Origin of the sequence: Enterococcus sp. BWB1-3, from assembly GCF_016745275.1 — a bacterium.
Classification (GTDB): Bacteria; Bacillota; Bacilli; order Lactobacillales; family Enterococcaceae; genus Enterococcus_L.
This window is the reverse complement of record NZ_JADOEP010000001.1, coordinates 1-18,111: the sequence shown is the minus strand read 5'-3', so window position 1 is coordinate 18,111 and position 18,111 is coordinate 1. Positions and strand designations below refer to the sequence as shown.

12 protein-coding genes, 25 tRNA genes, 1 rRNA gene, 1 pseudogene and 1 riboswitch are annotated in these 18,111 nt (G+C 39.7%); all 39 genes and pseudogenes read right to left on the bottom strand.

All coding sequences use genetic code 11. The annotated features are described in order from the left end of the window. Positions 1-115: 115 nt before the first annotated feature. The gene (locus tag IW492_RS00195; RefSeq protein ID WP_202063996.1) at positions 116-913 is read right to left on the bottom strand and encodes an alpha/beta hydrolase; all 798 of its coding nucleotides are present in this window, start codon (positions 911-913) and stop codon (positions 116-118) included. Positions 914-937: 24 nt separating this feature from the next. Next, the gene (locus IW492_RS00190; RefSeq protein WP_202063995.1) at positions 938-2,419 is read right to left on the bottom strand and encodes an MDR family MFS transporter; all 1,482 of its coding nucleotides are present in this window, start codon (positions 2,417-2,419) and stop codon (positions 938-940) included. 158 nt (positions 2,420-2,577) lie between these two features. Then, entirely contained in the window at positions 2,578-3,765 is a 1,188-nt protein-coding gene (gene metK / locus IW492_RS00185) for a methionine adenosyltransferase (RefSeq protein ID WP_202063994.1), read from the bottom strand. Continuing rightward, positions 3,766-3,877, bottom strand: a riboswitch (SMK box riboswitch). 334 nt (positions 3,878-4,211) lie between these two features. Continuing rightward, complete coding sequence (locus tag IW492_RS00180; RefSeq protein WP_202063993.1) at positions 4,212-4,643, bottom strand: hypothetical protein; 432 nt, start codon at positions 4,641-4,643, stop codon at positions 4,212-4,214. 176 nt (positions 4,644-4,819) lie between these two features. Beyond that, the gene (locus IW492_RS00175) at positions 4,820-5,533 is read right to left on the bottom strand and encodes a DUF1003 domain-containing protein (RefSeq protein WP_442896281.1); all 714 of its coding nucleotides are present in this window, start codon (positions 5,531-5,533) and stop codon (positions 4,820-4,822) included. Between the two features lie 759 nt (positions 5,534-6,292). Further along, positions 6,293-7,930 carry a peptide ABC transporter substrate-binding protein gene (locus tag IW492_RS00170; RefSeq protein ID WP_202063992.1) on the bottom strand — a complete coding sequence of 546 codons (1,638 nt, stop codon included), beginning with the start codon at positions 7,928-7,930 and terminating at the stop codon, positions 6,293-6,295. 29 nt (positions 7,931-7,959) lie between these two features. Then, positions 7,960-8,277 carry a cupin domain-containing protein gene (locus tag IW492_RS00165; RefSeq protein WP_202063990.1) on the bottom strand — a complete coding sequence of 106 codons (318 nt, stop codon included), beginning with the start codon at positions 8,275-8,277 and terminating at the stop codon, positions 7,960-7,962. A 495-nt stretch (positions 8,278-8,772) separates the two neighbouring features. After that, on the bottom strand, positions 8,773-9,588 hold the full coding sequence (locus IW492_RS00160) for a histidine phosphatase family protein (protein WP_202063988.1): 816 nt from the start codon (positions 9,586-9,588) through the stop codon (positions 8,773-8,775). 601 nt (positions 9,589-10,189) lie between these two features. Next, a complete protein-coding gene (locus IW492_RS00155) occupies positions 10,190-10,381 on the bottom strand; it encodes a hypothetical protein (protein WP_202063986.1) in 192 nt (63 codons plus the stop codon). A gap of 322 nt (positions 10,382-10,703) precedes the next feature. Next, positions 10,704-10,904 (bottom strand): annotated as a pseudogene (locus IW492_RS18475) (family 1 glycosylhydrolase); the annotation flags it as partial. Positions 10,905-11,066: 162 nt separating this feature from the next. Then, entirely contained in the window at positions 11,067-12,497 is a 1,431-nt protein-coding gene (locus IW492_RS00145; RefSeq protein WP_202063984.1) for a 6-phospho-beta-glucosidase, read from the bottom strand. A 135-nt stretch (positions 12,498-12,632) separates the two neighbouring features. Further along, positions 12,633-14,531: a beta-glucoside-specific PTS transporter subunit IIABC gene (locus IW492_RS00140; RefSeq protein WP_202063982.1), complete on the bottom strand. Its 1,899-nt coding sequence runs from the start codon at positions 14,529-14,531 to the stop codon at positions 12,633-12,635. Between the two features lie 150 nt (positions 14,532-14,681). Then, positions 14,682-15,524 (bottom strand): BglG family transcription antiterminator LicT, encoded by an 843-nt coding sequence (gene licT / locus IW492_RS00135; protein ID WP_202063981.1) that lies wholly within the window; start codon positions 15,522-15,524, stop codon positions 14,682-14,684. A 262-nt stretch (positions 15,525-15,786) separates the two neighbouring features. After that, a tRNA-Glu gene (locus tag IW492_RS00130) sits at positions 15,787-15,858 on the bottom strand. 12 nt (positions 15,859-15,870) lie between these two features. Next, a tRNA-Ile gene (locus tag IW492_RS00125) sits at positions 15,871-15,944 on the bottom strand. Between the two features lie 3 nt (positions 15,945-15,947). Beyond that, a tRNA-Gly gene (locus tag IW492_RS00120) sits at positions 15,948-16,018 on the bottom strand. Positions 16,019-16,027: 9 nt separating this feature from the next. After that, a tRNA-Asp gene (locus tag IW492_RS00115) sits at positions 16,028-16,100 on the bottom strand. A gap of 33 nt (positions 16,101-16,133) precedes the next feature. Beyond that, a tRNA-Met gene (locus IW492_RS00110) sits at positions 16,134-16,207 on the bottom strand. A 12-nt stretch (positions 16,208-16,219) separates the two neighbouring features. Continuing rightward, positions 16,220-16,309, bottom strand: a tRNA-Ser gene (locus IW492_RS00105). Between the two features lie 14 nt (positions 16,310-16,323). Then, positions 16,324-16,395, bottom strand: a tRNA-Glu gene (locus IW492_RS00100). Between the two features lie 9 nt (positions 16,396-16,404). Further along, positions 16,405-16,492 (bottom strand) — tRNA-Ser (locus tag IW492_RS00095). A 2-nt stretch (positions 16,493-16,494) separates the two neighbouring features. Beyond that, positions 16,495-16,568, bottom strand: a tRNA-Ile gene (locus IW492_RS00090). A gap of 5 nt (positions 16,569-16,573) precedes the next feature. Then, positions 16,574-16,644 (bottom strand) — tRNA-Gly (locus IW492_RS00085). Positions 16,645-16,654: 10 nt separating this feature from the next. Then, positions 16,655-16,727, bottom strand: a tRNA-Phe gene (locus tag IW492_RS00080). A 4-nt stretch (positions 16,728-16,731) separates the two neighbouring features. Beyond that, a tRNA-Asp gene (locus IW492_RS00075) sits at positions 16,732-16,804 on the bottom strand. 33 nt (positions 16,805-16,837) lie between these two features. After that, a tRNA-Met gene (locus tag IW492_RS00070) sits at positions 16,838-16,911 on the bottom strand. A 12-nt stretch (positions 16,912-16,923) separates the two neighbouring features. Then, positions 16,924-17,013: transfer RNA gene (locus tag IW492_RS00065), tRNA-Ser, on the bottom strand. Positions 17,014-17,043: 30 nt separating this feature from the next. Continuing rightward, positions 17,044-17,117 (bottom strand) — tRNA-Ile (locus tag IW492_RS00060). Between the two features lie 18 nt (positions 17,118-17,135). Continuing rightward, positions 17,136-17,209 (bottom strand) — tRNA-Met (locus IW492_RS00055). A 9-nt stretch (positions 17,210-17,218) separates the two neighbouring features. Beyond that, a tRNA-Ala gene (locus IW492_RS00050) sits at positions 17,219-17,291 on the bottom strand. A 21-nt stretch (positions 17,292-17,312) separates the two neighbouring features. Continuing rightward, positions 17,313-17,386 (bottom strand) — tRNA-Pro (locus IW492_RS00045). Between the two features lie 4 nt (positions 17,387-17,390). Next, positions 17,391-17,464: transfer RNA gene (locus tag IW492_RS00040), tRNA-Arg, on the bottom strand. Between the two features lie 19 nt (positions 17,465-17,483). Then, positions 17,484-17,569, bottom strand: a tRNA-Leu gene (locus tag IW492_RS00035). A 10-nt stretch (positions 17,570-17,579) separates the two neighbouring features. Next, positions 17,580-17,651 (bottom strand) — tRNA-Gly (locus IW492_RS00030). A 9-nt stretch (positions 17,652-17,660) separates the two neighbouring features. After that, positions 17,661-17,733, bottom strand: a tRNA-Thr gene (locus IW492_RS00025). A 6-nt stretch (positions 17,734-17,739) separates the two neighbouring features. Beyond that, a tRNA-Leu gene (locus IW492_RS00020) sits at positions 17,740-17,821 on the bottom strand. A gap of 6 nt (positions 17,822-17,827) precedes the next feature. After that, positions 17,828-17,900, bottom strand: a tRNA-Lys gene (locus IW492_RS00015). Between the two features lie 3 nt (positions 17,901-17,903). Further along, a tRNA-Val gene (locus tag IW492_RS00010) sits at positions 17,904-17,976 on the bottom strand. 15 nt (positions 17,977-17,991) lie between these two features. Further along, positions 17,992-18,107 (bottom strand): 5S ribosomal RNA (gene rrf / locus IW492_RS00005). Between the last annotated feature and the right edge of the window lie 4 nt (positions 18,108-18,111).

The window sequence follows — 18,111 nt, the reverse complement described above, 5'->3', positions numbered from 1 at the left end:
ACTAATAAAAAAAGAACCAATATACTTCAAATTAAAGTGTATTGATTCCGATTATTTTACTCATTGCCTCGTCAACAAAAGTTAATGACGTTTCTGATGGATCAGTATAATTTTTTTATTTATTCGCTTCATTAAGCGGAAGCCATAAAAGAAATTTTTGTATCCACTGATCCCAAAAGATCCAGTCATGCTCGCCTGCAGCTGTTTCAAAGAAATGAGAAATAGTTGCTTCATCAAGAATAGCAGATACATCCTGACTGGCATGCAGCAATGGATCCTGCTCTCCACAGGCCAGGAAAATCTTTGGAAGCGCCTGATTTTCTCTGATTGCTTTCTGAAGAAGAAAAACCAAATCATGCTCTGAGTTCTTAAAATTTTCCAGCGGACCAAAAACACCTTCCCAATAGGTCTTTCCTCTTATCGCCAACAAATCTTCCACTCGTGCTGCAATATTCAGCGGTCCTGATAAAGAAGCAACGGCTGCAAACTGATCTGATTGAAGGAGTCCCAATTTCAACGCTCCATATCCTCCCATAGATAAACCGGCCGCAAATGTTTTTTCCCTTTTTTTACTTAGCTGAGGAAATAATTCATGACAAATTTTGGGAAGTTCCTGTGAAAGAAATGTCCAATATCTCATATCGTACTGCGTATCTGTATACCAGCCAAGATCTGTAGAGGGCATAATCACAGCAATGCCAAGATCTGATGCGTAACGTTCAATATTTGACCTTCTCTCCCACACACTGTGATTACCACCCATGCCATGCAGCAAATAAAGTACTGGTACATCCGTTGTATTTCCCGGACTGCTTCTTCCTATAAGCTTTACTGTTTTTTGCGGCAGTAAAACGTTCATTATTACTTCCATTCCCAAAACAGTTGAATACATATTTACCTGTAAAAATGCCATTGTAATCCCCTCACCTTTTCTTCATTACCTTATTTTAGCACTAATTGCTCTTTTTGGTCTCTGTAAAAAAAGAATTAGCAGCAATGCGGCAGCGACTAACATCAGTCCGGCGATAAAGACACCATGCAGTCCGTCAAACAGAATAGTTCTAAGCGGTACTAAAATTTCTTTAGGAATATCTCCGGCAGTGCGCGGGTTGACTAGCTGATTCATCATCCCTTTATCCACACTCAAATTGCTTTGATTTAGACTGACAGCTATTAAAGAATTCAGCAAAACACCAAAAACAGAGATCATAATCGTCTGTCCGATTGTCCGACACAATGTATTAAATGAAGTGGCAACTCCTACCTCAGTACTCTCTACACCATTTTGTGCAGTTACAGTAGTCGTTGTAATGGTAATTCCAAACCCAATACCGAGCTCAGCCGAAATAATAAAAAATAGAATCACTGGTACTGAAACAGGAAGTAAAACAAGACAAAGTCCGCCAATCAAAATAATACTCAGACCAATCAGCAAAACCTTAGTCATTTTCAACTTGACCATTAAGCTGCCTCCGACAAAAGAACCGACCATCCACAACACGGACATGGGTGCCAATGCAAGTCCGCCCAGCCCTGCACTGGTTCCTAGAACGCCCTGCATCCACATGGGAATATAAACCTCAACTCCCATCAGAAAACCGCTGATTAACGCAGCAATCAAATTAACCAGCATAAATGAATTATTTTTAAACAGATGGAGTGCAATAACCGGATCTTCTGCCCGTTTTTCCACAAAGAAAAAAACTGCTATAAAAATAGTTGTGACTATCAGACCTATTAAGATCTTAAATGAGAACCCTTCATCTCCAATCATTTGGAAACTCAACAGTAATGTCAGCAAAGAAATCATCAACATCACACTACCCAAAATATCCATCGGCTGCTTTGTTTTTTCGTGCTTGTTTTCTATCAGATACACACTGATTAATGCCAGCAAAGCAAGACCAATTGGAACATTAATAAAGAATATCCAATGCCAGCCGACTGTATCCACAATAAAACCACCGGCCAAAGGACCAAACACACTGGCTACACCCCACGCAGCACTGTTCAAGCCCAGGATTCTCGCTCTTTTTTCTGTAGGATAAATATCTGCAATAATTGTCAGAGCGACCGGCATAACTGCACCAGCTCCGATTCCCTGAACAGCTCTGGCTATAATCAGCGTCAACATGCTGGGAGCAATTCCGCATAAGGAAGATCCTAAAATAAAAATACTGATCCCTATCAAAAATACTGGTTTTCTGCCGATTTTATCAGCCAGTTTACCATAAACCGGTGTCAGCATAGCATTTGTAAGCAAATAAATGGAGAATACCCAGTTCATAATTTCCATTCCTTCAAGCGAACCAACAATCGTCGGCATGGCCGTAGAAACAATGGTTCCTTCGATTGCTGTCATAAAAGTGGCTGTAAATACACCAATTGTTACTAATTTCGTATTTGTCTGTCGTTCCATTCATTCATCTCCGTATTCTTCCAGAAGAAATTTGAACCGGCAGGATACTTCTCCTTGGATGCTCAAACTTTTCCACTTTCTTTCAAATTACAATAATTTCATTACTTTTATACAAATTAAAAAGCCGCTCTGCTAATTGTTTAACAGAGCCGCCTCTTTTATTCCTTTAAACTGGCTTTTAAAGCATCAACTTTGTCTGTCTGCTCCCAAGGCAATTCAATATCTGTACGACCAAAATGTCCATATGCTGCTGTTTGTTTATAAATAGGACGACCCAGATCCAGCATATCAATAATGCCAGCCGGACGTAAATCAAAATTTTCCCGAACTGCTTCAATCAGTTTACTCTCAGGAATGTCACTCGTCCCAAATGTATTGATGGAAATTGATACTGGCTGTGCCACTCCAATTGCATAAGCCAACTGTACTTCAGCTTTTTTAGCCAATCCTGCTGCAACGATGTTCTTAGCAATATATCGAGCTGCGTAACTTGCTGAACGGTCTACTTTTGTTGCATCTTTTCCTGAAAATGCTCCACCGCCATGTCGTGAATAACCGCCATAAGTATCAACAATAATTTTGCGCCCTGTCAGCCCTGCATCTCCCTGAGGTCCGCCAATGACGAAACGACCAGTAGGATTGATAAAATATTTTGTCTCATCATCCAACCATTTTTCCGGGATTACTTTATTGATCACTTGTTCTTTAACATCTTTTTGTATCTGTTCCAGCGTTGCATGTTCATCGTGCTGTGTGCTGATAACGATTGTATCAACTCGCACTGGCAATCCAGCTTCATCATATTCTACTGTAACTTGAGATTTAGCATCCGGACGAAGATAGGATAAAGTTCCAGATTTTCTCAAATCTGCCAGACGACGAACCAGCTGGTGGCTTAAAGAAATCGGCAAAGGCATAAGCTCCGGTGTTTCATCCACCGCAAATCCAAACATCAAGCCTTGATCTCCTGCTCCAATTTCATCTTTAGCAGCTTCTGTACCACGAACTTCCAAGGCTTCATCCACACCTTGTGCAATATCAGGCGACTGTTCATCAATTGCTGAAAGAACAGCTACTGTTTCTCCATCAAACCCATATTTTGCTCTAGTATAGCCAATATCCTTCACTGTCTGACGAACAATTTTTTGAATATCCACATACGCTGTTGTCGAAATTTCTCCAAAAACTAAAACCAGACCTGTTGTAACAGATGTTTCACAGGCTACTCTGGCCTTTGGATCCTGCTCCAAAATTGCATCCAAAATTGCATCACTGATCTGATCAGCTACTTTATCCGGATGTCCTTCTGAAACTGATTCTGATGTAAATAAATGTTTCTCTGCCATAATATGATATTCCCCCTAATTTATATTCGGTTACAAGGCATCTTTGCATACGTTTCATTTCTTTTTTGAAGATAAAACCTTTTGCAAATCCTTTCGGGAACTTGTAACGTAACCAGTATAGCAAACAATTTCTGAAAAAGCTCACTTTAAATCAAATTAAGACATAATTATTCCTCAGCCTTAATTTTTGAGTGGCTGAAAAATTTTTGATAAATAAGAAAAGAGCTGGAAAAACCAAGAAAAGTCTCATCCCGCCCTCTAAAAATTCTTCAGCACTTTCATTTTAATCCTAACTGATTAAAGCCATATTGCAGAATACACAATCCTGTTTCTTTTATCATCACTGCACCAACAACATAAACTGTCAGTGCAGCTCTGAAGACAGCTGAAGCAATCTTTAAATACTCTCTGTTATCTGATTATTCAAATATCTCTGGAAATAATATCTACATTTTATGAACACTGTGTGCACTTTTGATCCCGCCGCATGCTTCACGACAAGCCTGATTGATCAGATCAAAAGATGTTTGTATCCCATTAATTCCATGTCCATATTTTACAGTATCCACAATCATGCAATGTTCATCCATTGCATCAAGCCAATAATAAACGCCTCTTTTGTATGCATCCAAGCCTTCGCATAAAAGTTGTGTTGCCGATCTCCCATCATAAGGGTTTAAGATTTTCCGAAAATTTTCATCTTCGACAAACAGCCGATTTACATTGTTTCTGCAAAAAACATACGTATCTTTCTTTTTTCTGTTTGCAATTTGTTCATAGCCCTCTTGTTGTATTTCCTTGGAAACCGTTGTAAAAATTTCGTTATACACTTCGACTCTCTGCATTACTGATAAAATTGTATCTGTGTAGTCAAACATAATAAAACTCTCCCCTTCCAAGCGAGTCAAACGAATTGCTCATAATGTTATTATAGTATCGACTATCCTTTTCTTTCAAGTAATATGGTCGGGAAAAATTTCAAAAAACAAATTTATTTTTATTTTACCGCATATAATATCCAAAATTACCTAAGAAAAATTTATTTATATTATTACTATCTTTTCTTATTTTTAACTCTTTCCAATTGCTCCTGAAGTTCTCCTAAAAGCTCCAGCTGAATATTTTGAATTTCTACTAAATGCTGCCACTGATCATTAATCAGATAATCTATTTTTTCATGAAGCAGATTTATTTCCACCTCCGCTTTCAAATTCACCTTGTAGTCACTTTTAGCCTGTTCCCGATCTCGTTCTTCTTCTCGATTCTGACTCATCATGATAATCGGTGCCTGAATGGCAGCAAGACATGAAAGAGCCAAATTCAATAAGATAAAAGGATACTTATCAAAAGGCTGAATAAAAAATCCGGCAGTATTCAGAATTATCCATAAAATAATCACCACTATAAATATAAAAATAAACGGCCAGCTGCCGCCAAACTTTGCTATCGCATCTGCTGCTTTCTGCCCTAATGTCAGCTCCTCCACACTTGTTTTGGCAGATCTGTTTATAATATCCTCATTTCCCTTCAGTTCTTTATAAACCAGTTGATTTAACTGCTCATTTTTCAATGTTTCATCGGCTAAAAGGGTACGGACATAACTTAATCGATAACTCAAAAGCTGAGAGTATGTAAGTTGTGCCCCCATTGTCAAATCTGGATTTTTTTCCAGTATAAAATTACGGATTTCTTCTTCAACATCTGAGATAGTTATCATTTCCAGTTTATCTTTAGAAAAAATTTTTTTCACATCCTTTTCCTCCCCTATATTTTCGCTAATTCAATATATATTCGCCTAAAACCTCCAAATCCTTGATATACAAGAATTCACCGCCTGTTTTTATTCTTACTCCATTGTATCAAGTTAATTACGTCATCCTAGGTGGCAAAGCGAACACTTTACACTGAACAGCATTGAGATGCAATAATTATTCTGACACATTTCTTTGCTAGGCTTTTTATTGCCGGAATACTCCATGATGGGGACTCTTTGTTAAGCATACCGATTCTTTAATCAGTCAGTTTTTTATAGATTCTTTTGAGCTGCCCTATCTTCCTAATAGTACACGTTTCAAGCTATTTAAGAAACTATTATGTCTACAGCATCTGAAAATGAGCAATATAAAGGCTTATCATTTTTCAGTATCTGCAAATTATTTATTTAATAGGGTAGAGGGGAAATAAATTCCGCCCCTCCCATTGCACCGTACGTACGGGTCTCGTATACGGCGCTACATTCACTTTACAACCTCTTGATTTACTGTCTTGGTTTTACGTTTACCTTTTGGACTTCGGTTTGTTGAGCAACCTCATCCACCATTTAGCCTCATCAAGTTTCTGTTCGTAGGCTCAAAGTTTTGCTACACCACTTCCTTCACCCCGCCATTACTGACTTCGGCTTGTGGTTCGCTACGCTTGGCGGTAACTACCCGCGACTGGACTTTCACCAGCTAGATAAGTGCCACGCCTGGCACACTCAAAAAAGCCGGAATCCAAACGACTGGAATTCCGGCTTTCTATCTATTCGCTACTCTGCTTTATAAACATTCTTTAATGTTAACGGGGCAGCAAACGTATGATAGTTAAGACCTTTTATTTGCTCGCCATGCATAACTGATTGCTGATTTTGGCTGATAATAATCATCCCTGCTGTTTCTTCAATCACTTCTTTTTCAGCAGCAATCAGTGTTTCCCAGCGTTTTACCGGGTCCATCGCATATTTTTGAGACGCATCATCTAACAGCTGATCATAGGTTTCATTCGAATAATTCCTGTCATTACCAGTATAAAGCATCTTCAACGTTGAAATAGGATCTTTATAGTCCGGCGTCCAGTAAATCAAAAACATGTCATAGTCACTTTCCCGACCGAAGTTCAGTGCAGTTTCTGTAGGAAGAGCTTTAACATTGACAGTCAGTCCATCAAATAATTCCTGAAGCGCACCTTGTATACCTTCACCCATTTTTTTATAGGAACCATCATCAGTAACCATTAATTCCAATTCAATCTCTTCTCCAAGTTCTGCTTGTGCTTTTTTCCAATAGTCTAAAGCTGTTTCTTTATCATAGACCATCAAATCACCCGCATCTTCTCTAAAGTCCTTTCCGGTTTCAGGATTTGAAACAAAACCTTCCGTTACTGCACCATATAACGGTTTTGACCCATCCGCAATAATATTGTTTACCAGTGTTTCTTTATCAATTCCTAAAGCAAGAGCTTTTCTTAAGTTTTCATTTTTAAGTGGTGTGTCTTTTCCCATACGCTCCTGATTCAACCGAATATAGTTCATCGTTGCCGTCGGATAAGAGTGATAGTTTTCATTATCCTGGTTTTGCTTAGCTATTTCCCCTGTAATTGTTGCAACATCTAATTGTCCATCTTCAAATAAATTCAATGCTGTAGAAGCTTCTTTGACTACTTCATAATGGATCTCTTCGGATTTTACATTGTCTTTATCCCAGTATTTTTCATTTTTTACCAAATCCCAATTCAAATCATTCTGTTTCCAGTTTTCAACTAGAAACGGACCATTATATACAACAGATTCACTAGTCGTTCCGTAGTCAGCACCAAATTCCTCCACAATCTTTTCATTCTGAGGAAAGAAAGTTGGAAAGGCTAAAACTGAAGTAAAATAAGGTTTTGCATCCGCTAATATAACTTCCAGTGTATAGTCATCTAACGCTTTAACGCCTAATTCATCCGGTTCTTTTTCCCCGTTGGATATTTCCAAACCATTCTCAATCGTTTCTACAATTAGAAAACTGTACACAAGCCCATTTGCCGGATCAATCATTTTCTTCCAGGCGTATTCAAAATCATGTGCTGTTACTGGATCATCATTACTCCATACTGCATCTTCACGTAAATAAATCGTATAGGTTTTACCATCTTCAGAAATTTCCGGCATCCTCTCTGCCACTGCTGGAATAATCTCATCATTCTCATCTAAAGCATATAAACCTTCAAAAGCAGCTGTCTGTACTATGGCATCAGGGAAGTCCAGCATCACAGATGTATCCAATGTTGTCAATTCTGATGCAGACATCAGCTGCAGCGGAGTTGTTTCTTCAATCCCACTTTCTTTTTGAGTGCTGCCTGTACAGCCAACCATAAGTATACCTGCTGCCACTAATCCCGTTAGTGCTTTAATTGCTTTTTTCATTCTTATCTCCCTTTCTACTTCATTTTTTCTTACTCTCGTTCCACAAGCATCCAAACAACAACCGCCGGCTCATCTCCATCATTATAATTAATATGCCCTTCCCCTGCTTCAATGAGTTGGGCTTCTCCAGGTTTTCCTACAAGATCCTGCCCATCTTCTAATATTGTATGTGCTAAACCGGAAACAACATAGGAATATTCGTCCTGATCATGTCTGGAAAATCCTTCCATCGGTCGTTTCTCACCAGGCGCCAGCGTAACTACACCCATCTGAACCCGTTTATTTGGTTGATTTTCCTGATCAAAAAAAATGGTCATTTCCTGAGGTAAAGTTGGTTTAATTATCATAGCTAAAGTCCTCCGCTAGTTATTCTTTTTTGAAGTGATAGTATTAATTATTACGTTCTTGACAGTGTATGTCAATATTTTTTAGAAAATTCTGAATAATCAAACGTCATTTGAACAAAAAAAGTGACATAAAACTTTTTTGTCAGTTTTATATCACTTGATTATAATTCACTCATTATCCTATCTTTTAAAACGAAGTAACAAATACTTAGAAATGGCATTTTGACAAAACTATAACTTACACTAAAAGATAGTCTATAAATGATGTTCAATGATAGGAAATGTTCCCCTGCATGCTTCAATAGCAAGAATGAGAACGAGCAGCTGTTCATTTCTATTGGCGCATGTCTTATGGTCATGTAAGAATGTGCTCCTGAGCTTCTTGGAATGCTCATCGCCGATCCAGTTGCCTCATATGTAATACTACTACTGGATCGGCTATACATTTCTTGGATGAGGAGCATAGCTCAGGTTTAAATCAGTCAATATAATAGTTTATTTCTCTTGTCCTTTTTCTATATAACTCAAATCGTTTACTTTATCTAATGTGTAGCTGCCGTCTTTATAGACGATTGTACATACACTGGCATTTTTCAGTCCGCCTTCCGGAATCTCAAAGTCATCAAATAAAGTATCCAGCAAAGCAGAGATACTTAAACCATGCGAAACAACAAGCACATCACCGGAGCCTTCAGTATCCAACTCTTTTTTCACTAAATCATCTAAACCAGCTGTTAAACGAGCAGTAATAGTTTCATAATCTTCAGCAGGCCAGTTTAAGCCTTCTTCATCCCTGCCTTCATCCAATTTTGCCACACTATCAGCAAAAGATTCCGGTGTCATATTTTTCATAAATTCTTCCAATGTCACACCTTGATCGTCAGCAATATCCTGCCACATAGTGTGGTTTAAATCACCTTCGTATGTTCCAAAATTGAACTCTCTAAAACGCTCGTCTGCATTTAATGGCAGTTCTGAGGCAGTTGCGTTTTCTGCAAGAATCATTTTTGCTGTTTGCATTGCTCGACCACTATCGCTACTGTAGGCACTTTGAAAATCAACATCTTTCAGACCAATACCTGCTGCTGTTACAACTTCTTCCCCAGCTGGAGTCAAAACTGCATCAGACCACCCCTGTACTCTATCTGTCGTGTTAAGCATAGTTTTACCATGACGAACAACATAAATAGTCAACTCCTCAGGTTTCTCAGCCGTAGTTGTTTTCTCATCGTCTTCTGCTTGATTACCACACCCCGTTGCAAATAATAGTGACAGCCCCAATACTCCAATTACTTTAAACATTTTTTTCATATTTCCCACTCCTTATAATTTTTGGTATTAATTGATTTTTAATACGAGCGTGAATCAATTAATTTTTTTCCTGTGGTCCGATGTCCAGTATTTCTAAGTGGTAGAACCACAAAGAAATAATGGCACTCCTTATAATTTTTGGTATTAATTGATTTTTAATACGAGCGTGAATCAATTAATTTTTTTCCTGTGGTCCGATGTCCAGTATTTCTAAGTGGTAGAACCACAAAGAACTAATGGTACTCCTTATAATTTTTGGTATTAATTGATTTTTAATACGAGCGTGAATCAATTAATTTTTTTCCTATGGTCCGATGTCCAGTATTTCTAAGTGGTAGAACCACAAAGAACTAATGGCACTCCTTATAATTTTTGATATTAATTGATTTTTAATACGAGCGTAAATCAATTAATTTTTTTCCCGTGGTCCGATGTCCAGTATTTCTAAGTGGTAGAACCACAAAGAACTAATGGCACTCCTTACAATTTTTGGTATTAATTGATTTTTAATACGAGCATAAATCAATTAATTTTTTTCCTGTGGTCCGGTAGCCAACGCGTTTCATCTTCACATAAACGCGTTTGTATCGAGGATCGCAGTCTAACGAGAACCGCAGATACAATGTTTAAGAGTCACATAAGCCTGTTGTATCATGGACTGGAATGGCAACAGTTTTTTGACAGTTTCTATAAATAGTTGTGATACATCCGTTTGTTCTGTTACGGTTGCCCTTGACAATGAGCCTCCTGGGGTATGTGTCTTCGTTTTGTCGCCTGAGTCTAGAAACGGCACAGACGATTCCCTCCGGATAACATCCCCCAACTCATTGTCAATGGTTCACTTCGCCAACAAACCACACTAGATCGTGTTTTTTAACACTCTAATTTCCACAGAAAAATTGTCAAACAAAATGTAGCCTATTCAGACCGCAGTCTAACAAGAACCGCAGATACGACTACGCTTGAAAAGTGCAACTACACTAAGCGAATAAACTTTTCATAATTATTGATAGTAATTTAACTTTTTCATTTTTAAAATTAACCTTATTTCCCTCTAGATAACCATCCATAGAATAATTTCACTTATTATTATTAAGCGCTTTCTAGTCAGATACCCCTTCAGGCAAAGATTTTTCTCTTGAACAGGATCCGATTTTTCCATCTTTTGTTTTATACGTAATCATTCTTGGCTCAGTGTGACTCCCACCTGTAATCGCATCTAAAGTACTTAATCCTTTGCCTCCGGATAAATAGCCGCCTTCATATTGATTGGCAGCTGTCGCACCACCCCATAAAAAGTCTTTAGGAAATGCCATCTGCTCATTACTCCTTCTGTTTTTTCTCAGAAGTATCATAAAGATACATTGAGAACAACTTATCGACCCTTTTGCTTAAATAAAAAAATAAATCGTTTTCATTCAAAAACATAGAAATGGGCTGAGATGAATAACAAGACTTTTCTCAGCCCGCTTAGTTATTTAATTACTTAGATCTTCACCATTTGAGGCAATCACTTTCTTGTACCAGTCAAATGATTTTTTCTTCGTACGTTTTAATGTACCATTTCCTTCATTGTCACGATCAACGTAAATAAAGCCATAGCGTTTCTTCATTTCACCTGTTCCAGCACTCACCAAGTCAATACAACCCCAGGTTGTATAGCCCCATAAATCTACGCCATCTAATTCTACAGCATCTTTCATAGCCTGAAGATGGGCTGCCAGATACTCAATACGGTAATCATCCTCAACATAACCATTTTCATCAGGTGTATCAACAGCACCCAAGCCATTTTCAACAATAAATAATGGTTTTTGATAACGATCATACAGATCATTCATTGTTATCCTTAACCCAAGAGGATCAATCTGCCAACCCCATTCACTCGCTTCAAGATAAGGATTTTTAACTGATGCAAAAATATTTCCTTGAGTCTGTTCCAGCAATTCTGGATCAACGGTTGCAACACGTGAAGAGTAATAAGAAAACGAAATAAAGTCTACAGTATGAGCTTTCAGTAATTCTTTATCGCCCTCTTCCATTTTGATTTCAATCCCGTTGCGTTCCATTTCTTTTAATGCATACGCTGGATATTCTCCACGAGACTGCACATCAATAAAGAAGTAATTTTCACGATCATTTTGTTTTCCTGCCCATACATCTTCCGGTTTTGGTGTATATGGATAGTTGCTGCCTGCAGCAAGCATACAGCCGACTTTGTTCTCAGGATCAACTTCATGCGCAATTTTAGTAGCGATTGCACTTGCTACCAATTCGTGGTGAGCAGCCTGATATTTCACTTGTTCTTTGTTGTCATCCTCTTCAAAATAAAGCCCTGCTCCCATAAATGGTGCATGCAGAATCATATTGATCTCATTAAATGTCAGCCAATATTTAACCAGCCCTTTATAACGATTGAAAATTACTTTACACAAGTTTTCGTAAAACCCAACCAGTTCACGACTGCGCCATGCACCATATTTCTTAATCAAATGCATTGGACAATCAAAGTGTGTGATCGTTACCAATGGTTCAATCCCATATTTGTGACATTCTTTAAAGAGATCTTCATAGAATTTCAGACCTTCTTCATTAGGTTCTGCCTCATCTCCATTTGGAAAAATTCTAGTCCAGGCAATAGATAAACGATAGGTTTTAAAGCCCATTTCACCAAATAATGCAATATCTTCTTTGTAGCGATGGTACATATCAATTGCTTCTTTTGCAGGATAGAAATGCTTATCATCAAAATCAAACATTTTCATCTGTCCAGAGATAATCGGAAATCTGTCTTTGCCAATTGGAACAACATCCACATTCGCCAAACCACGGCCGCCTTCATTATATCCGCCTTCACACTGGTTGGCTGCTGTTGCGCCGCCCCATAAAAAATCTTTTCTAAATGCCATGTATAAAATCCTCTCCTACTATAGAGATGAGCCAGAAGAGGCTTTGGAAGGAGTACGGTTTTATTACACCCCTCATCTCTCCAAAACGTCTTCCGAAAAAAATCATCTCATTTTTTTGTTCATTTTTATTTTAAATTAAGCCAACGCTGTAATCAACGTATCATTTGAAGTAACTTCTCTGTTTTGTGTCTCCACAATATCCAGATAATCTCCTGAATTCGTTACAATAACTGGCGTTTCAACACTGAATCCAGCTTCTTTAATTGCAGCAATATCAAATGTTACCAGAACATCACCTTTTTTAACTTTATCACCTTGTGCGGCTTGGGCTTCAAAGTATTTCCCATCCAGTTGAACCGTGTCCATACCAATATGAATCAGCAATTCCATTCCCTGATCAGAAATCAAACCGATTGCATGTTTTGTCGGGAATAAGGTCATTACAGTAGCGTCAAACGGTGCTCTTACAATCCCTTCTGTTGGATTAATCAATACCCCTTTACCTAATGCGCCTTGAGCAAATGCCTGATCTGCTGCTTTTGCCAAAGGTAACACTGTTCCTTTCACAGGGCTTAAAACAGCTTCTTTCATTGCTTTTTGCACGGGTTCCGTAGCTGTTGTTTCTTCAACTGCCTCATCTTTCCAAAAGAAGAATGTTAGAGCAAAAGCAATAGCTGCAGCAATAGCAATCCCTATTACTGAATTGGCAACACCGCTTGCATCATCACCATTGATAAAATTCAAAAACCCGAAAATTCCCAATCCGCCCATTGTATATGAAGTTACTTGATCAATCATTAGATAGAGACCACCTGCTGCTGCGCCAATCATTGAGAAAATGAACGGAGTCCTTTTAGGTAATGTAATACCATAAATAGCTGGTTCTGTTACTCCAAAAATCCCAGAGATAATTGCTGGTGGACACAGAGCTTTCATCTTCTTATCTTTCAATTTGAAGAACATTGCCGCAACTACTGCAGTTTGAGCAAAACTTGCTGCAAATGAACCTGTTAAAACCTGACTGAATCCATCTTGTGTAATTTGCATGATTGCCAATGGTATAACACTCCAGTGTAAACCAAAGATAACCAATACCTGCCAGAAGAAGCCAAGAATGACTCCATATAATGCTGGTGAAAAGTCCATCAAGCCTTGGAAACCTGCGCTTAACAACTCCGTTAACATACTGATAATTGGACCAATTACCAGAAACCCAATTGGTAATGCAATTAATAATACAAAGAATGGTACCAAGAATGTCTGAACCACTTCAGGAATAATTTTCTTGAAAAGCTTTTGAATTTGAGCCGCAAAAGCAATAATAAAGATGATTGGTACAACACTACTTGTATAGCTGGCACCTACCCAAGGAATCCCCAAAAATGTATCGTAAGCAGGCAGACCTAACAAGCTGTATGGTGCAGCTCCTCCTATCCCGGCAGTCATTTCATACGTAGATTGTAATGCACTACCTTGAACAGAGGGATAACATAATGCTGCTCCAATAACGATCCCCACCATCGGGTGCAGCTTAAATTTCTTAGCAGCCGTGTAACCAAGAATAACAGGCATGAAATAAAAGATTGCATCGCCAATACCATTCAACATTGTATAAGTCCCAGAGGTATTCTCATAAAATTTTAAAAAGACAAATAATTCATTAAACCCTTTTACCATACCGGCAGCCGCTAAAGCCCCTAAAAATGGCTGGAAACAGCCGCTCAAAATATCAATCAGACGATTAAAAATATTTCCTCCTGAAGACTCTTGTTCAGTATCTGAAGAAATTCCTGCGATACTTACTACTTCCTCATAAACCGCCGGTACATGGTTTCCAATAACTACTTGATACTGACCGCCGCTCTTCATCACTGTAACTACGCCGTCCATGTTTTTAAGTACGTCATCATTAGCCTTGCTCTCATCCTTCAATTTGAAGCGCAACCGAGTGATACAGTGCGTTAAGCTGTTAATATTCTCTTTCCCACCTACATTTTGTACTACTTTTTCTGCTAAATCATGATATTTACCCATTGTTATTTCCTCCATTTTCTATTTTTCAATAGTTATTTGAAGGTTTAGCCAACTTAATGTCACTATCCAAAAGCCACGTCTTTTCAGACATCACAGGGTATTTACATTACTTTTTTCTCTATCCTCCTTACTATATATTTTATAAACAATTTAACTGTTCTTTGACACCAGACGTGCAATATGAATGGTTAAATATAGTTTTTCATCATTAGAAATTGTGTAATTATACGTATCCTGCAAATAAGTACCTATTGTATTCACACAACTGTAGGCATTCTTATATTTTACCTTGATAACATCCAGCAGTTCATTGTCTGTCTCTTCCAAATACTGTTTCTTCGTTGTTAAGCGATAAGCAAAAAACTTAAGATGCGTCGTGAAGCGATAAAAATAAACGGATGTTTCATCAAACGAGATTTTGAAATAATATTTTATAATATTCATAATTTCCTGCATAATCTTTGTAATCTCGTATGTATTTCCCGGACTCTCGCCATCTTGCTGCGCGTTCACAATATGTAAGGCTATAAAACCAGCCTCGTCTTCTGATAATTGAATGTCGTATCGCTCTTTTACTTTTTCAATTGCTTCCATACCAACCTTAAATTCATCAGAGAAGAAACGCTTTATATCCCACAAAAGAACATTTTTAACTTCCACGTTCTTTTTCACTCGTTCAATTGCTGTATGCAAATGATCCGTTAAAGAGATATAAATCGTTTCATTCAAACTTTCATTAATCTCTTTCTTCGCATACTCAATAATTTCATCTGATATTTCTAAATATTCCAATGGTATATCCGCCAACAGCTCCTGAAATCGCAAAGAATTAGTTTCATTTTTTAGCTGATAAATCTTATCTACATAGTCTTTGGAGATAAAATCACCTGGCTTCTTTTGAAACCCCAATCCTTTACCCATAACTATTAGTTCATGCCCCCGATCATCAGCAGTAATGATCACATTATTATTAAGTATCTTATGAACTAACATCTTAACCCCCTTTCTGAATAAAAAAACAGCTTCTATTCGCTTATTCAAAAACAAAAAACCTAACCACTTCAAAAAAGACGACAAAAATTCATCTTTTTAGAAATAACTAGGTTTAGCTTGTAATTAAACAATCACTATCCAACATCTAATCATTCAGTTTTAATACCACTAATCACAGATTACATGATAAAAATACGTTTGTCAACGCTTCCAAAGGGATTAAATCAAAAAACGGTAGCTCTCTACCGCTTATTGATATTAATGACCCGTACGGGAATCGAACCCGTGTTACCGCCGTGAAAGGGCGGTGTCTTAACCGCTTGACCAACGGGCCTGTAAAAAACAATGGGCCTAAATGGACTCGAACCATCGACCTCACGCTTATCAGGCGTGCGCTCTAACCAGCTGAGCTATAGGCCCATAAGCGGGTGACGAGAATCGAACTCGCGACAACAGCTTGGAAGGCTGTGGTTTTACCACTAAACTACACCCGCAAAAAATAACGGTTCCGACGGGAATCGAACCCGCGATCTCCTGCGTGACAGGCAGGCATGTTAACCCCTACACCACGGAACCTTATTCATTTTCGTTCAAACACTGTTTAAACAATTGCGGGGGCAGGATTTGAACCTACGACCTTCGGGTTATGAGCCCGACGAGCTACCTGACTGCTCCACCCCGCGATAATTTTAAAAAGGAGGATAAGGGATTCGAACCCTTGCGTGCTTTTACACACCTGACGGTTTTCAAGACCGTTCCCTTCAGCCGGACTTGGGTAATCCTCCATAAAAAATAAAAATGACCCGTACGGGAATCGAACCCGTGTTACCGCCGTGAAAGGGCGGTGTCTTAACCGCTTGACCAACGGGCCTACTTAGAACGGAGAAGGAGGGATTTGAACCCTCGCGCCGGTTTCCCGACCTACACCCTTAGCAGGGGCGCCTCTTCAGCCACTTGAGTACTTCCCCAATGGGCCTAAATGGACTCGAACCATCGACCTCACGCTTATCAGGCGTGCGCTCTAACCAGCTGAGCTATAGGCCCATTAAAGCGGGTGACGAGAATCGAACTCGCGACAACAGCTTGGAAGGCTGTGGTTTTACCACTAAACTACACCCGCATTAATAGGATGGCGCGGGACAGAATCGAACTGCCGACACATGGAGCTTCAATCCATTGCTCTACCAACTGAGCTACCGAGCCAAAACGGTTCCGACGGGAATCGAACCCGCGATCTCCTGCGTGACAGGCAGGCATGTTAACCCCTACACCACGGAACCTTATTCATTTTCGTTCAAACACTGTTTAAACAATTGCGGGGGCAGGATTTGAACCTACGACCTTCGGGTTATGAGCCCGACGAGCTACCTGACTGCTCCACCCCGCGATAATTTTAAAAAGGAGGATAAGGGATTCGAACCCTTGCGTGCTTTTACACACCTGACGGTTTTCAAGACCGTTCCCTTCAGCCGGACTTGGGTAATCCTCCATAATATAAGAAATACTAACAATGTCACAATGGACCTTGTAGGACTCGAACCTACGACCGGACGGTTATGAGCCGTCTGCTCTAACCAACTGAGCTAAAGGTCCAAGCTCTTAAAAAAATAATCGCGGCGAAGGGGATCGAACCCCCGACCTCCCGGGTATGAACCGGACGCTCTAGCCAGCTGAGCTACACCGCGAATATAAAATGGAGCCTAGCGGGATCGAACCGCTGACCTCCTGCGTGCAAAGCAGGCGCTCTCCCAGCTGAGCTAAGGCCCCAAAACAATCTTAAATCTTATATCGGGAAGACAGGATTCGAACCTGCGACCCCTTGGTCCCAAACCAAGTGCTCTACCAAGCTGAGCTACTTCCCGAAAACGCGCCCAAGAGGAGTCGAACCCCTAACCTTCTGATCCGTAGTCAGACACTCTATCCAGTTGAGCTATGGGCGCATCTTATTATTTGTACCTATGCCGAGGACCGGAATCGAACCGGTACGGTGATCACTCACCGCAGGATTTTAAGTCCTGTGCGTCTGCCAGTTCCGCCACCCCGGCGCTTTGACGAAGCGGAAAACGGGGTTCGAACCCGCGACCCCCACCTTGGCAAGGTGGTGCTCTACCACTGAGCTATTTCCGCATTCTCTTATGCCGGCTAAAGGACTTGAACCCTCGACCCTCTGATTACAAATCAGATGCTCTACCAACTGAGCTAAGCCGGCTTTTTATGCGGGTGAAGGGACTTGAACCCCCACGCCGTTAGGCGCTAGATCCTAAATCTAGTGCGTCTGCCAATTCCGCCACACCCGCATGTTATGAGTCGTACAGGGCTCGAACCTGTGACCCTCTGATTAAAAGTCAGATGCTCTACCAACTGAGCTAACGACTCATATGGAGGTTAACGGGTTCGAACCGCTGACCCCCTGCTTGTAAGGCAGGTGCTCTCCCAGCTGAGCTAAACCTCCATAAGTACAACAATCGCGCGGCGGCGTCCTACTCTCACAAAGGGAAACCCTTCACTACAATCGGCGCTAAGAAGCTTAACTTCTGTGTTCGGCATGGGAACAGGTGTATCCTTCTCGCTATCGCCACCACACTGG

Excerpts from the sequence above, each read along its gene's own strand:
- metK (WP_202063994.1), bottom strand. The coding sequence starts at position 3,765 with ATGGCAGAGAAACATTTATTTACATCAGAATCAGTTTCAGAAGGACAT.
- licT (WP_202063981.1), bottom strand. The coding sequence starts at position 15,524 with ATGTTAGTTCATAAGATACTTAATAATAATGTGATCATTACTGCTGAT.
- IW492_RS00170 (WP_202063992.1), bottom strand. The coding sequence starts at position 7,930 with ATGAAAAAAGCAATTAAAGCACTAACGGGATTAGTGGCAGCAGGTATA.
- IW492_RS00160 (WP_202063988.1), bottom strand. The coding sequence starts at position 9,588 with ATGAAAAAAATGTTTAAAGTAATTGGAGTATTGGGGCTGTCACTATTA.
- IW492_RS00165 (WP_202063990.1), bottom strand. The coding sequence starts at position 8,277 with ATGATAATTAAACCAACTTTACCTCAGGAAATGACCATTTTTTTTGAT.
- IW492_RS00180 (WP_202063993.1), bottom strand. The coding sequence starts at position 4,643 with ATGTTTGACTACACAGATACAATTTTATCAGTAATGCAGAGAGTCGAA.
- IW492_RS00145 (WP_202063984.1), bottom strand. The coding sequence starts at position 12,497 with ATGGCATTTAGAAAAGATTTTTTATGGGGCGGCGCAACAGCAGCCAAC.
- IW492_RS00140 (WP_202063982.1), bottom strand. The coding sequence starts at position 14,531 with ATGGGTAAATATCATGATTTAGCAGAAAAAGTAGTACAAAATGTAGGT.
- IW492_RS00195 (WP_202063996.1), bottom strand. The coding sequence starts at position 913 with ATGGCATTTTTACAGGTAAATATGTATTCAACTGTTTTGGGAATGGAA.
- IW492_RS00190 (WP_202063995.1), bottom strand. The coding sequence starts at position 2,419 with ATGGAACGACAGACAAATACGAAATTAGTAACAATTGGTGTATTTACA.